The following is a 13,646-nucleotide window of genomic DNA, read 5'->3' on the forward strand; positions in this document are numbered from 1 at the left end:
GGCAGGATTCACATCAGCTGGAAGATGATCTACACAGCCTTGGCTCTTGTTTTGCGCAACGGATTTGGATTTCCCGTCTCGTGCATGTCGCTGTCCCAACTTTTGCAAGACCTGCATTGGGCACCGGCAACACAACCGAGACATGACCATGGCCAGTCCGCAGACAATTGTCGCTCCAGTGATTGAGACCTCGCGCACGGTCCTGCGGCCGCATCGGCTGGACGATTTCGACGCCTATGTCGCTATGTGGGCCGATCCTGTCATCACCCGCTTTATCGGCGGCAAGCCGCGCACGCGGGAGGAAAGCTGGATGCGCGTCCTGCGCCATGCCGGCCTGTGGTCGCTTCTGGGCTACGGCTTCTGGGCGATCGAGGAAAGGGCGACCGGCCGCTTCATCGGCGAGGCCGGCTTTCACGACCTGAAGCGCGACATGACGCCGTCCATCGAGGGCATTCCTGAGGCCGGATGGGCTCTGGTTTCGGGCGTGCATGGCCAGGGGTTGGCCAGCGAAGTCGTCGCACGGGTGCTTGCCTGGGGCGACGAGACGTTCGGCGCCGCGAAAACCGTCTGCATCATCGATCCGGAAAACACCGGCTCGCTGAACGTCGCGGCAAAATGCGGTTATGGCGAAGTGCTGCGAACCGTCTATCAAGACAAGCCGACCATTCTGCTCGAGCGGCAACCCTGACGGATGCTGTCAGGCCTCTGCCTGCCACGTTGTCGTCGGGCGTCGAGTTCGCCAGCCTGAAAATCGCACAGGCCAATTGTGCCGCATGCAGCGTGTTCTGTCTTTGACAGGAGGACGCAAACTCTGCATGAATTTTATCGAGCGGGTCTGAAGTCAGGCCACGTTTCTGGCAGGCACCGGAGGAGGTGTCGCGATTTGGAGGAATCCCATGCTGAACAGACGCCGATTCTTGATGAGCACCGCGGCAGCAGGTGCTGCCGGACTCGCGGTATCGCATTTTGTCCCCGCCTTCGCGCAGGACGCGCCCCAGCTGCAGATTTTCGTGCCGGCGGCGCCGGGCGGCGGCTGGGACCAGACGGCGCGTGCCATGGACCAGGTGCTGCGCAGCGAAAAGCTGATTTCCGGCTCGCAGATCACCAATGTCGGCGGCGCCGGCGGTACAGTCGGCCTGCCGCAATTCGTCAACCAGTGGAACGGCAAGGGCAATGCGCTGATGGTGGCCGGCATGGTCATGGTCGGCGCCATTATCGCCAACAAGGCGGCTAACAACCTTACCGAAGTCACGCCGATCGCCCGCCTCACCGGCGAGTTCGAGGCGCTTGTCGTGCCGGCCGCCTCGCCGTTCAAGACGGCCGCGGACTTTGTCGCTGCTCTCAAGGCTGACCCGACGCAGGTTCCGGTCGCTGGCGGTTCGGCCGGCGGCTCGGACCACATCTTGTTCGGCCTCATCGCCAAGACCGTCGGTGTTCCGGCCACCAATCTCTCCTATGTGCCGTTTGCCGGCGGCGGCGAGGCGCTGTCGGCGCTGCTCGGCAACCAGGTCGCGGCCGGCATCTCCGGCTATGGCGAGTTCGCCGAACAGGTCAAGGCGGGTGCGCTGCGGCTACTGGCCATCTCCGCGGACAAACGCCAGGAGGGGATCGATGCGCCGACGATGAAGGAAGCCGGCATCGATGTCGAGCTGTTCAACTGGCGCGGCGTCTTCGCACCGCCCGGCGTCTCGGACGCCGACAAGGCAGCAATGATCAAGCTGATCGAGACCATGGCCAAGAGCGACGCCTGGGCGACCGAATGCAAGAACCGCAACTGGACGCAGATCCTGCTCACCGGTGACGACTATGCGAAATTCGTCGCCGAAGACACGGCCCGCATCGGGACGATCCTCAAGGACCTCGGCCTGGCGTGATGCTCTCGGCAAGGGGCGGCCTGCGCCGGCCCTTGCCGACTTTCGCCAGCCGCATGGACATACGCGGCGCCGGAGGTGAAACTACGCCGAGATCGGCCGAGTGAGACCGGTCCAAGGAGAACCGGCCCCAAGGGACCGACATTGGGAGGACGATCATGAGCACCAGCGACCAGCAGGCGCCGCCGCGCCTTGCAGTGCCCGAACTGCTGATCGGCGTTGGGCTCCTCGCCTGTGCGGGTGCGGTTGCCTGGCAGACGCTGGCAATCCCGGTGTCGCCGCTCTATTCCAAGGTCGGTCCGACCGTCTTTCCCTACATCACCATGACCGGGATGGTGATCCTGTCGCTGCTGCTCATCATTGCCGCCTTGCGGGGCGGATGGCAGCCGGAGGACGAAAAGGAGACGCCGACCGACTGGAAGGCGATGGGCATCGTCGCCCTCGGACTGATCGCCAACCTCGTGCTGATCCAGCCGCTCGGCTTTACCGCCGCATCTGTCATCATGTTCGTTCTCATCTGCCACGGTTTCGGCAGCCGGCGTCCGCTGCGTGACGTGCTGCTCGGTCTGATCCTGGCGCTGGCCGCCTATTTCGGCTTTGCCAGGGCACTCGGCGTCAATATCGGCGCCGGCTTCATCGAAAACCAGCTGAACGCGATCGTCGATTCGGTCGTTGCCATGCTGAGGGGCTGACGCCATGGAAACGCTCGGCCATCTCGCGCACGGATTTTCGGTCGCCTTCTCGCCGATCAATCTCATATGGTGCCTGGTCGGCACCACGCTGGGGACTGCGATCGGCGTGCTGCCCGGCCTCGGGCCGGCACTGACCATCGCGCTGCTGTTGCCGATAACCTATCAGGTGGCGCCGGAGGCGTCGTTCATCCTGTTTGCCGGCATCTATTACGGCGCCATGTATGGCGGCTCGACGACATCGATCCTGCTCAACACGCCTGGCGAAAGCGCCACTATCGTCACCGCGCTGGAAGGCAACCGGATGGCCCGCTCCGGCCGCGGCGGTGCGGCCTTGGCAACCTCGGCGATCGGCTCCTTCGTCGCTGGCACGCTGGGCACTATCGGCGTTGCCTTCCTGGCGCCGATCGTCGTCAAATTCGCGCTGGCTTTCGGTCCGGCCGAATATTTCTCGCTGATGGTGCTGGCCTTCATCACGGTTTCGGCGGTGCTCGGCTCGTCGTCGGTGCGCGGCCTGACCAGCCTGTTCGTCGGCTTCGTCGTCGGCATGATAGGCGTCGATCTGCAGACGGGGCAGCCGCGCTTCACCTTCGGCATGAGCGAATTGTTGGACGGCGTCGACGTCATCGTCGTCGCGGTTGGCCTGTTCGCCGTTGGCGAGACGCTTTACATGGCCTCGCGCCGCTATGCCGGCAAGGACGACATCGTGCCGTTGAAAGGGTCGCTCTATATGACCGCGGCTGAATGGTCGCGCTCCTGGAGGCCATGGCTGCGCGGCTCCCTGATCGGCTTCCCGATCGGCGCCATGCCGGCCGGCGGCGCCGAAATCCCGACCTTCCTCTCCTATGCCATCGAGAAGAAACTCTCCAGACACAAGGAGGAGTTCGGCACGGTCGGCGCCATCGAGGGCGTTGCCGGGCCGGAAGCGGCCAATAATGCATCCGCGGCCGGCGTGCTGGTGCCGATGCTGACGCTCGGCCTGCCGACCTCGGCGACGGCCGCGATCATGCTGTCGGCATTCCAGAGCTACGGTATCAATCCGGGGCCGCTGCTGCTGACGACGCAGGCCGACCTGGTGTGGGGGCTGATCGCCAGCCTGTTCATCGCCAACGTCATCCTCGTCGTCCTCAACCTGCCGCTGATCGGGCTTTGGGTGCGATTGCTGAAGATCCCGGCGCCGCACCTCTATGCCGGCATCCTGGTGTTCGCCACGGTCGGCACCTACGGCATCTCGCAATCGCCGATCGACCTCGTCATCCTCTATCTGCTCGGTGCAGCCGGCTTCCTGATGCGGCGTTTCGATTTCCCGACCGCGCCGGTCATCATCGGCATGATTCTCGGGCCGCTTGCCGAAACGCAGTTCCGCCGCGCGATGACCATCTCGAACGGCGATTGGACGGTGTTCTACAAGCATCCGCTGTCGCTGACGCTGCTGACGCTGGCCTTCATCGGGTTGGTCGGACCGCATATCTGGGCCTACATCGAGCACAGGCGCATGCGCGGACCGGAGCACGTGCCGGGCGATGCCTGAGCTGTTCGTGACGTCATGACAGACCTGCTTTCCGGCATCCGCATCCTTGACCTGACCAATGTGCTGGCCGGCCCCTATTGCGCCTACCAGCTGGCGTTGCTCGGGGCCGACGTCATCAAGGTCGAGACGCCGCAAGGCGGTGATCTGGCGCGCCAGCTCGGCGCCTCTCCGGAGCTCAACCGGGCGGGCATGGGCGCTTCGTTCCTGGCGCAGAATGCCGGCAAACGCTCGGTGGCGCTCGATCTCAAGCAGGAGGCCGACCGCGAACGCTTTCTCGATCTGGTCGCTTCGGCCGACGCGCTGGTCGAGAATTTCCGCCCCGGCGTAATGGACCGGCTGGGGCTTGGCCATGCCAGGCTGAAAGAGGTCCGGCCAAGCCTTGTCTATTGTGCGATATCGGGCTTCGGCCAGACCGGGCCGATGCGCGACAATCCAGCCTACGACCAGATCATCCAGGGTCTTTCCGGCATTATGAGCATCACCGGTACACCGGAAACGGCGCCGCTGCGTGTCGGCTATCCCGTCGCCGATACGCTTGGCGGGCTGGTCGGGGCATTCGCCATTACCGCCGCATTGGTCAAGCAGAAGACGACAGGCGAGGGCGCGTTCCTCGACGTCTCGATGCTCGAATGCACGCTTTCTGCGCTCGGCTGGCCGGTGTCGAACTATCTGACGGCGGACGTCGAGCCGCAGCCGATGGGCAATGAAAACATGACGGCCGCACCGTCTGGCGCGTTTCGCACCGGCGACGGCTTGCTCAACATCGCCGCCAACAAGCAAGAGCAGTTCGTCACACTGTGCCGGTTGATCGGTCGACCGGAGCTGGCGTCGGATGTCCGCTTTGCCGAGCGCGAAACGCGCAAGCAGAACCGCATTGCATTGAAAGCGCTGATCGAGGATGCCTTGGCGAGCGGCTCGGCCGCCGCCTGGGAGGAGACGTTCAATCGCGCCGGCGTGCCGGCAGGCCGGGTACTGACAATCCCGCAGGTCCTGCAAGAGCGACAGGTGATCGAGCGCGGCATGACGGCGCGCTTCCCGGCTGTGTCCGGCATGGACAGGCCGCTGACCGTGGTGCGCGGCGGCTTCATGGTCGATGGCGAGGCACCTTTGCCGAGCAGGCCGCCGCCGGGGCTGGGCGAGCATATGGACGAGGTTTTTGCCAACCTGCCGCCACGCGCCAAGAAAAGAGCGAAGGCATGAGCGGCACGGAAAGAAGACATGAGCGACACGGAAAACAAGACTGGCCGCGCGCGCGGCGAGGAATGGTGGCAGACCGGCATCATCGAGATGCGGCCCGGCGTCATCCGGCTGCGCGGCTATGAAATCCAGAATCTGATCGGCCGCGTCAGCTTTCCGGCAATGATCTGGCTGATGCTGCGCGGCGAACTGCCAAGCGAGGAGCAGGCGGCGCTGCTTGGCATCGCTCTGGGTGCCGCCGTCGACCACGGGCCGCAGGCGCCGTCCATCGCCATCGCCCGCATGGCGATCACGTGCGGTGTCGGCATCAACAGCGCCATGGCGTCGGCCGTCAACGTGCTTGGCGACGTGCATGGAGGCGCCGGCGAACAGGCGCTCTCCTTCTACGGAGACATCGCCGCCGAACTGGACGCCGGCGTGCCGCTCGCGGACGCGGTGTCGGCGCGGGTTGATCGTGTCCTTGCTGGGGAAGACGGCTATGTGCCGGGGCTGGGCCACCGCTTCCACCCGGTCGACCCGCGGGCGCCGCGCCTCATCGAACTGACCCGCGACTTTGCCGCGCGCGGCGTCGTCAGCGGGCGCTTCGCCGACATCGCCGAGATGGTCGAGGCGGAAGTTGCGCGGCGCAAGGGCAAAAAAATCCCGCTCAATATAGACGGTGCGACGGCCATCATCTACGGCGAGCTCGGCTTCCCGCCGCCGCTGACGCGCGGCCTTTTCGTGCTGTCGCGCTCGGTCGGCATCCTCGCACATGCGTGGGAACAGTCGCAGGAAAGCGACCGCAACAAAGGGCCACTGCCGCGCGAATGGCTGTGGGCCTATACCGGCACGCCGGCGCGGCCTCTGCCCGAGGAAGACGATGGCAGTCAGTGAGGCATCGGTTCAAGAGACGGCGGCGGGCGCTGGAACCAATTCCATCCCGACACACACAGTCGGGGCAGGCCCCCATCTTTTATCGAGTGTGATCTTTTCCGAACGCCGGATTCTGCTTTTTGGGATTGTGCTCCAGTTCGGCAATCCTGATGTTCCTCACTAGCGTCGAAAGATCCGGCTCGTCGATCAGCAACGCCGCGTCGGTCGGCGTCAGCCATGCCCGCTGCCGTCTCTCGGCTTCTTGCCAATTGGCAAGTTCCTCGGTTACTTCCAGCAAATAGACGACGACGTCGACGCGAACGAACCGGTTCGCCAGCCGCTTCCAGTAGTGATAGGTACCGGCCGGCTGTTTCAGTGTCTTGCCGAGAACACCGGCTTCTTCCTGTGCTTCGATGGTGGCTGCCTTGCGGCCGCTCTTGCCCTTCATCGGCCAGCCCTTCGGTACGATGAAGCGCCTCGTCGTTCGCGATGTGACCAGCATCACCTCGACATCGCCATGCTCGTTCAGCCGAAAGGGAATCGCCGCGACCTGGCGAACCCCGTCGCCCTTCCTTGCCTTGCGTACGACCTTCTTCTTGCTGGCTGCCATTCGATAATCCAGTCGAAGCGGTGCCCAGACGGCAAGGGCAGCGTTGCAAAGTCGGCCGCCCTCAATGGGGCGCAAGCGGAGCGGTTTCCCCAGTATATAAGTCGGCTAAATAAATGAAAGGGGCCGGTCGTCAGCGGCAGGTGCTGACAAAGCCGCTCCCCGACGGCAGCAACTGGCAAGTTGGCCTCATCTGCGGCACCTCCTGCCGTTGCGGTATTGGGATTTGGCGATCCTGGGCACGGTACTGCTGTTGCTGCTGCTGGTATTGCTGCCGCCGCAGCCTGTTCTCCAACATCTGCAACTGGTCTTGCTGGATCAACACGTTGCGATCGGCGGGGCTGACGACCTGTGCCGATGCAGCAGGATTTACGCCCCACAGCATCGCCGCAGTCAGCATTGCCGACCCAAAAAACTGCAGTAGGAGAAGCCGTGGCATCCGTTCATTCCCGCACAAAACCGTTCTTCCCTTAATATAGGGCTTTTGTCGAACGACGCCATGGCCGCCGCTGATTTGAAGCGGATTGGAAGAGGCATTTCGGCTTCGGACGCCCGTCGCGTCAATCGACTTCGCGCAGCCGGTATCCGACGCCGGTCTCGGTGGTGATATAGCGGGGCTGGTCGGGCGTTTTTTCGATCTTTTGCCTGATCTGCCGGACGTAGACTCTGAGATATTGAACGTCGGTGGAATCGCCCCAGACCTGCTTCAGCAGGAACTGGTGGGTGAGAACCTTGCCGGCGTGCTGCACCAAGGTGCGAAGAATGTCGTATTCCTTCGGCGAGAGCTTTATCTCCCTGTCCTCGACCTTGACGATGCGCTTCACCAGATCGACGGAGAGGTCGCCGGTTTCGAACACCGGTCTCTCACCCTGCTTCTGGAACTTGTGGCGAAGCGCTACGCGGATGCGTGCGACAAGCTCGTTCATACCGAACGGCTTGGTGATATAATCGTCGGCGCCGAGTTCGAGGGCCGAGACGATGCCGGCCTCGTCGGTGCGGCTGGATAGGATGACCACGGGAATATCGAGGCCGTCGTCGCGCCATTTGCGCAGCAAATCATGACCGCTCATGCCGGGCAGGCCGAGATCGAGCAGGATCAGGTCCGGTTTTTCCGCCTCCATGAGTTCGATCGCCACGTTGGCGTTCGGCGCCTCGCTGATCGCATAGCCCTGGCTGCCGAGCCCGACGCGAAGCAGTTTTCGGATCGGCGGTTCGTCGTCGACCACCAATATCCTGACGTCCAGGCTCGTCATGCCAGATCGTCCATATTCTGATGGCCTGCATCGGGTTCGCCGAGGTTGGGCAGCTCTGCCGGCACCACCTGCATCCTGATGGTGAAAACCGCACCAGAGCGGTCGGTTCTGTTTGCCGCCGAGAGAGTCCCGCCCATCGCTTCGATGAAGCCACGGCAAATCGACAATCCGAGCCCGGTGCCGGCACGCACCTGGTCACCCTTGCGCACACGGTAGAATGTATCGAAAACGCGCTCCAGATCGGCTGGCGGAATGCCTGGTCCCTCATCCATGATCTGCAGGATGACGAAGCCGTTGTCCGTCCAGGCCTGCAGGCGGATCGTCGAGCCTAGCGGCGCGTATTTTGCAGCATTGTCGAGGAGGTTGAACAGCGCCTGTTCAAACAGAACGGGGTCGAGCCGCAACATCGGCAGATCCGATGGAATATCGATCTCGGTCTTGTGCTCGCCGACGATTTTGCGGGCCCGATGCAGGGCTGAGCCGACAATGTCGCCGACATAGTGGAACGCATAATTCGGCTCCATCGTGCCGGATTCTATCTTGGTCATGTCGAGCAGGTTGGCGATGAAGCGGTTCAGCCTTTCCGATTCATCAAGCACGGTCGACAGCAGTTCCGCCCGGTCCTCCTCGGGAAGTGCGGCCTCGAATTCCCTGAGTGTTCCGGCCGCGCCCATGATGGCGGCAAGCGGCGTCTTCAAATCGTGGGAAATGGAGGTGAGCAAGGCCGAGCGCAGACGGTCTGCCTCGGCCGCAAGCTTGGCCCGGTCAACATCGGCGACGAGCTGGATACGCTCGATGGCGACCGCCGCCTGGTCGGCGAGCGCATCGAGCAGACGCTGTTGCTCGGGTGTTAGCAGCGGACCTTGCTTGTCGTTGTCGAGGCCGACAACGCCCACCGCCGTGCGTCCGGTCCGCAGGGGCAGATAGAGGCGTTTTGCTCCGGGCAGGGTGTCGGCGCCGCGCCCGGCGGCGCGGTTATGTTCCCACGCCCAGCGGGCTGCTGCGATGTCGGCCTCGGCCAGCGTGTCGTCGGGTGGGTAGCCGGCTTTGACCGCGATTGTGCCGTCCTCGGGCAAAAGCAGCACCACGCGCAGCTTCAGCATCAAGGCGATCTGGAAGGCAGTGGCCCATAGCACGTCGTCCAGGGTACCGGCGCCGGCGAGCTTCTTTGAAAACTGATAGATGTCTTCCGTGGCGCGCGCCCGTGAGCTGGCGGCAATCGCCTGACGCTGCACCCGCGCCGTCAGATTGCTGGCGATAACGGCGACAACAAGGAACACGGCAAGCGCAACGATGCTCTCCGGATCCCTGATCGTCAATGTGTAGCGCGGCTCTAGGAAAAAGTAGTTGAATGCAAGGGCGCTGACGACACAGGCGTACAACGCTGGCCAGAGCCCGCCCGTTACAGCCGATGTGAGCACCGCCAGCAGAAAGACAATGGCCAGATTGCGAACGTCGAGAAACTGGTCGAGAACAGTGCTGAAGGCGAGGGAGCCCATGACATAGGCTGTGGCTAGCAGGTAGGGCCTAACCTGAAACTGCTTCTGCTCGGTTGCCGCGCTGACATTTTTCGAGGGTGCGTCGGTGCCCTGGTCGGTTCCCGAAATTACATGGACGCTGATGTTGCCGGCGTCGCGGATGAGATCATAGGTGAGCGAGCCTTCGATCAATTCGCGCCAGCGCGATCGGGTCGGCCTGCCGATCACGATATGGGTGAAGTTGTTCGCCGTCGCGTGGCGAACGATGTCTTGCGCGACATTCTGACCCGGAATGGTCGTCACCTCGGCACCGAGCTGCTCGGCAAGGCGCAGCTGCGTCGCCAGCCGATCCTTGTCCTCCTCGGGCATGGCGGCTGAGCGAGGGGTGTCCACATGAAGCGCCGTCCAGGGGGCGCGGAGCCGGTCGGCCAGCCTGCGTGCATAGCGGATGCGAGCCGCTCCGCCCGGACGTGCGTCGACGCAGACGAGAACCCTTTCTCCGGCCGCCCACGGTCCCGGGATCGCGTGGGCCTGCATATGGTTGAGCAACTGCTCGTCGACACGCTGGGCGGTGCGGCGGAGCGCCAACTCCCTGAGAGCCGTCAGATTGCCCGGCGAGAAGTAGTTCTCGATGGCGCGCTGGGCGGTGTTGGAGAAGTAGACCTTGCCTTCCTCCAGCCGCTTGATCAGGTCGTCGGGGGTGAGGTCGATGATCTCGATGTCGTCGGCCTGGTCGATGATCGAGTCTGGAACCGTCTCGCGCACCCTGACGCGCGTGATCTGCGCCACGACGTCGTTCAGGCTTTCGACGTGCTGGATGTTCAGTGTCGTGTAGACATCGATGCCGTGCGTCAAGATTTCCTGGACGTCGAGATAGCGCTTGGGGTGACGGCTGCCGGCGACGTTGGTGTGGGCGAGTTCGTCGACCAGAACCAGCGCCGGGTGCCGGGCGAGGATGGCGTCGAGATCCATCTCCTCGAGGATCCGCCCCTTATAATCGATCTCAAGGCGAGGAATGACCTCGTAGCCTTCGACCAGCGTCTGGGTTTCCTTGCGGCCGTGCGTCTCGACGATGCCGATCACCACGTCGACCCCGTCGGCCAGCCTGGCGCGGCCCGACATCAACATCTCGTAGGTCTTGCCGACACCGGGGGCGGCGCCGAGAAATATCCTCAGGCGACCGCGCTCCTCCCGCTCGGCATGCGCGAGCAGCGCGTCGGGAGACGGCCTGGTTTCGGCGGTGCGGCTGTCGTCTGGCATAAGGGTCAATCATGAACGGCGCCGGCTTCGGTGTCGATCCCGGCGCCGCCTTTCATTGTTTCATCGCATCGTCCAGCGCAAGGTTGAGGGCCAGCACATTGACCACCGGCTCGCCGATGAAACCCAACTCGCGATCCTCGACTTGGCTGTCGACAACCGATTTGATCCGGGATTCATTGACGCCCCTGGCCTTGGCCACCCTGGCAACCTGAAAATAGGCCGCATCGGGGCTGATATGCGGATCGAGCCCGCTGCCGGACGTGGTGACCAGATCCATCGGCACCGGCTGGTTCGGGTTTTCTGCTCTCAACTTTTCGGCGTCGCTCTTGATACGGTCGATGAGCTTCGGGTTGGTTGGGCCGAGATTCGAGCCGCCCGAGGCGGCGGCATTGTAGCCGTCGCCGGCAGCCGACGGGCGGCCATGGAAATAGCGGTCGCTGGCGAAAGCCTGGCCGATCAGCTCGGAACCGACGAGCTTGCCGTCCTTCTCGATCAGGCTGCCATTGGCCTGGCGCGAAAACAGCGCCTGGGCAATGCCGGTCATGCCGATCGGATAGACCAAACCCGTCAGAACGGTGAAGAAGACGATCATGACGATCGCGGGCCTGATTTGATTGAGCATCGACGTGGTTCCTTATGCGAGACCGAGAGCAGTGATAGCCATGTCGATCACCTTGATGCCGACGAAGGGGACGACGACGCCGCCGAGACCATAGACAATGAGATTGCGGCTGAGCAGCGCACCGGCGCCGACCGCGCGGTATTTGACGCCCCTTAGCGACAGCGGGATCAGCGCGATGATGATCAGCGCGTTGAAGATGATGGCCGAGAGGATAGCGCTCTGCGGCGTCGCCAGATGCATGACGTTGAGCGCTTGCAGCGGCCCGGCGGTCTGGCCCGGGGCGATGTAGAAGACGGCGAATATTGCCGGGATGATGGCAAAATACTTGGCCACGTCGTTGGCGATGGAGAAGGTGGTCAGCGAACCACGCGTCATCAGCAGCGCCTTGCCGATTTCGACGATCTCGATCAGCTTGGTCGGATCGCTGTCAAGATCGACCATGTTGCCGGCCTCGCGCGCCGCGACCGTGCCGGTGTTCATGGCAACGCCGACATCGGCCTGCGCAAGGGCCGGCGCATCGTTGGTGCCATCGCCGCACATCGCGACCAGCTTGCCTTTGGCCTGCTCGTCGCGGATCAGCTTCAACTTGTCCTCGGGCGTCGCCTGGGCAAGGAAGTCGTCGACGCCGGCTTCCGCCGCGATCGCCGCCGCGGTCATCGGATTATCACCGGTGATCATCACCGTGCGGATGCCCATGCGGCGCAATTCGGCAAAGCGTTCTGCGATGCCGCCCTTGACGATGTCCTTCAGATGGACGACGCCGAGCAGGCGCCCGTCGCGCTCGACCGCCAGTGGGGTGCCACCCGATTTGGCGATCTCGGCGGCGATCCCCTGGAGGTCGCGGACGGTGTCGCTGCCGGGGCGCGTACTGCCTGTGGCAACGGTCGAGAGGTTGACGTGGGCAAGCACCGCATCGACTGCGCCCTTGCGGACCGAGGAGCCTTCCAGATCGACGCCGCTCATGCGGGTTTGCGCGGTGAAGGGCACGAACGTCGCGTGCAGGCTTGCCATGTCGCGGGCGCGGATGGCGTATTTTTCCTTCGCCAGGACGACGATCGAGCGGCCTTCCGGCGTTTCGTCGGCAAGCGAGGCAAGCTGGGCCGCGTCGGCCAGTTCCTGTTCGGTGACGCCCTTGACCGGACGAAATGCCGTCGCCTGACGGTTGCCCAGCGTGATGGTTCCGGTCTTGTCGAGCAGCAGCGTGTCGACATCGCCGGCCGCCTCGACGGCGCGGCCCGACATGGCGAGTACGTTGAAGCGCACCAGGCGGTCCATGCCGGCAATGCCGATGGCCGACAGCAGGGCGCCAATTGTGGTCGGGATCAGGGTAACGAACAGGGCGACCAGCACGGTCACCGAGATATAGCCGCCCGAATACGAGGCGAAGCTCGGGATCGTCGCCGTCGCCAGCACGAAGATCAGCGTCATGCCGACGAGCAGGATGTTAAGCGCGATCTCGTTGGGTGTCTTCTGGCGCTCGGCGCCCTCGACCAACGAGATCATGCGGTCGAGGAACGTATGGCCGGCAGCCGCAGTGATGCGCACGCGGATCCAGTCGGACAAGACCTGCGTGCCGCCGGTCACCGCCGAACGATCGCCTCCGGATTCGCGAATGACCGGTGCGGATTCGCCGGTGATGGCCGCCTCATTGACTGAAGCCACGCCTTCGACCACCTCGCCGTCCGAGGGGATGATGTCGCCGGCTTCGACCAGCACGATGTCGCCGACCTTCAGGCTGGTGCCGGGCACCAGTTTGAACTTGCTGCGGTCGCCACCGTTCAACAGCTTGGCCTGCGTCTCGGTGCGCGCCCGGCGCAGCGAGTCTGCCTGCGCCTTGCCGCGGCCTTCGGCCACCGCTTCGGCGAAATTGGCGAAGAGCACGGTGAACCACAGCCAGATGATGATCTGCAGCGTGAAGCCAAGATCGCCGCCGCCGGTAACGAGATCCTTGACGAACAGCACGGTGGTGAGCGCCGAGACGACGGCGACGACGAACATCACCGGGTTCCGCATCAAGGTGCGCGGGTTCAGTTTTCTGAAGGAACCGCCGATAGCGGGCCACAGAATGCGGGTATCCATGATGCTCACGGATTTCGACGGGCTCATTTGGTGGCTCCAGTGTCGATGTTGTTGACCGGTCGATCGTGTGCCGAACGAAGGTGCGGCGGCCCGTAAGCCAGCAGCCAGATCATGATCAAGGCTGCCGCAATAGCGAGGAATGTGGACAGCGTCGGGAAAGGAGGGGGCGTTTTCTCCCCCTCCGGCTCGGGGCGATGCCGGACCTTT

General features: G+C 63.7%; 12 protein-coding genes. 6 read left to right on the forward strand and 6 right to left on the reverse strand.

Annotated elements, in window-relative coordinates:
- Positions 1–148: 148 nt before the first annotated feature.
- From NKH23_RS05410 to NKH23_RS05435, 6 genes are all read left to right on the forward strand, one after another.
- Entirely contained in the window at positions 149–688 is a 540-nt protein-coding gene (locus NKH23_RS05410) for a GNAT family N-acetyltransferase (RefSeq protein ID WP_352713784.1), read from the forward strand.
- Between the two features lie 208 nt (positions 689–896).
- Positions 897–1,874, forward strand: coding sequence for a Bug family tripartite tricarboxylate transporter substrate binding protein (locus NKH23_RS05415; protein ID WP_352910646.1), 978 nt, complete (start codon positions 897–899; stop codon positions 1,872–1,874).
- A gap of 155 nt (positions 1,875–2,029) precedes the next feature.
- Positions 2,030–2,563: a tripartite tricarboxylate transporter TctB family protein gene (locus NKH23_RS05420; protein ID WP_352713778.1), complete on the forward strand. Its 534-nt coding sequence runs from the start codon at positions 2,030–2,032 to the stop codon at positions 2,561–2,563.
- Between the two features lie 4 nt (positions 2,564–2,567).
- Positions 2,568–4,091, forward strand: coding sequence for a tripartite tricarboxylate transporter permease (locus NKH23_RS05425; protein WP_352713776.1), 1,524 nt, complete (start codon positions 2,568–2,570; stop codon positions 4,089–4,091).
- A gap of 15 nt (positions 4,092–4,106) precedes the next feature.
- Complete coding sequence (locus tag NKH23_RS05430) at positions 4,107–5,291, forward strand: CaiB/BaiF CoA transferase family protein (RefSeq protein WP_352910650.1); 1,185 nt, start codon at positions 4,107–4,109, stop codon at positions 5,289–5,291.
- A gap of 18 nt (positions 5,292–5,309) precedes the next feature.
- A complete protein-coding gene (locus tag NKH23_RS05435; RefSeq protein WP_352713771.1) occupies positions 5,310–6,161 on the forward strand; it encodes a citryl-CoA lyase in 852 nt (283 codons plus the stop codon).
- A 79-nt stretch (positions 6,162–6,240) separates the two neighbouring features.
- On the opposite strand, the gene NKH23_RS05440 is transcribed toward NKH23_RS05435, so the two are convergent.
- From NKH23_RS05440 to kdpB, 6 genes are all read right to left on the reverse strand, one after another.
- Positions 6,241–6,750 carry an NUDIX hydrolase gene (locus tag NKH23_RS05440; RefSeq protein ID WP_352713768.1) on the reverse strand — a complete coding sequence of 170 codons (510 nt, stop codon included), beginning with the start codon at positions 6,748–6,750 and terminating at the stop codon, positions 6,241–6,243.
- 130 nt (positions 6,751–6,880) lie between these two features.
- A complete protein-coding gene (locus NKH23_RS05445) occupies positions 6,881–7,186 on the reverse strand; it encodes a hypothetical protein (protein WP_352713765.1) in 306 nt (101 codons plus the stop codon).
- A 121-nt stretch (positions 7,187–7,307) separates the two neighbouring features.
- A complete protein-coding gene (locus NKH23_RS05450; protein WP_352713763.1) occupies positions 7,308–8,000 on the reverse strand; it encodes a response regulator transcription factor in 693 nt (230 codons plus the stop codon).
- The gene (locus NKH23_RS05455; protein ID WP_352978212.1) at positions 7,997–10,738 is read right to left on the reverse strand and encodes a DUF4118 domain-containing protein; all 2,742 of its coding nucleotides are present in this window, start codon (positions 10,736–10,738) and stop codon (positions 7,997–7,999) included. Before NKH23_RS05455 ends, NKH23_RS05450 begins: the two co-directional genes overlap by 4 nt.
- A gap of 52 nt (positions 10,739–10,790) precedes the next feature.
- A complete protein-coding gene (kdpC, locus tag NKH23_RS05460; RefSeq protein WP_352910659.1) occupies positions 10,791–11,360 on the reverse strand; it encodes a potassium-transporting ATPase subunit KdpC in 570 nt (189 codons plus the stop codon).
- Positions 11,361–11,372: 12 nt separating this feature from the next.
- Positions 11,373–13,466: a potassium-transporting ATPase subunit KdpB gene (gene kdpB / locus NKH23_RS05465; protein WP_352713755.1), complete on the reverse strand. Its 2,094-nt coding sequence runs from the start codon at positions 13,464–13,466 to the stop codon at positions 11,373–11,375.
- Positions 13,467–13,646 lie beyond the last annotated feature (180 nt).

Origin of the sequence: Mesorhizobium sp. M1328, assembly GCF_040318075.1 — a bacterium.
GTDB lineage: Bacteria > Pseudomonadota > Alphaproteobacteria > Rhizobiales > Rhizobiaceae > Mesorhizobium.

Excerpts from the sequence above, each read along its gene's own strand:
- NKH23_RS05440 (WP_352713768.1), bottom strand. The coding sequence starts at position 6,750 with ATGGCAGCCAGCAAGAAGAAGGTCGTACGCAAGGCAAGGAAGGGCGAC.
- NKH23_RS05415 (WP_352910646.1), top strand. The coding sequence starts at position 897 with ATGCTGAACAGACGCCGATTCTTGATGAGCACCGCGGCAGCAGGTGCT.
- kdpB (WP_352713755.1), bottom strand. The coding sequence starts at position 13,466 with ATGAGCCCGTCGAAATCCGTGAGCATCATGGATACCCGCATTCTGTGG.
- NKH23_RS05455 (WP_352978212.1), bottom strand. The coding sequence starts at position 10,738 with ATGCCAGACGACAGCCGCACCGCCGAAACCAGGCCGTCTCCCGACGCG.
- NKH23_RS05425 (WP_352713776.1), top strand. The coding sequence starts at position 2,568 with ATGGAAACGCTCGGCCATCTCGCGCACGGATTTTCGGTCGCCTTCTCG.
- NKH23_RS05450 (WP_352713763.1), bottom strand. The coding sequence starts at position 8,000 with ATGACGAGCCTGGACGTCAGGATATTGGTGGTCGACGACGAACCGCCG.
- NKH23_RS05410 (WP_352713784.1), top strand. The coding sequence starts at position 149 with ATGGCCAGTCCGCAGACAATTGTCGCTCCAGTGATTGAGACCTCGCGC.
- NKH23_RS05430 (WP_352910650.1), top strand. The coding sequence starts at position 4,107 with ATGACAGACCTGCTTTCCGGCATCCGCATCCTTGACCTGACCAATGTG.
- kdpC (WP_352910659.1), bottom strand. The coding sequence starts at position 11,360 with ATGCTCAATCAAATCAGGCCCGCGATCGTCATGATCGTCTTCTTCACC.
- NKH23_RS05420 (WP_352713778.1), top strand. The coding sequence starts at position 2,030 with ATGAGCACCAGCGACCAGCAGGCGCCGCCGCGCCTTGCAGTGCCCGAA.
- NKH23_RS05445 (WP_352713765.1), bottom strand. The coding sequence starts at position 7,186 with ATGCCACGGCTTCTCCTACTGCAGTTTTTTGGGTCGGCAATGCTGACT.
- NKH23_RS05435 (WP_352713771.1), top strand. The coding sequence starts at position 5,310 with ATGAGCGACACGGAAAACAAGACTGGCCGCGCGCGCGGCGAGGAATGG.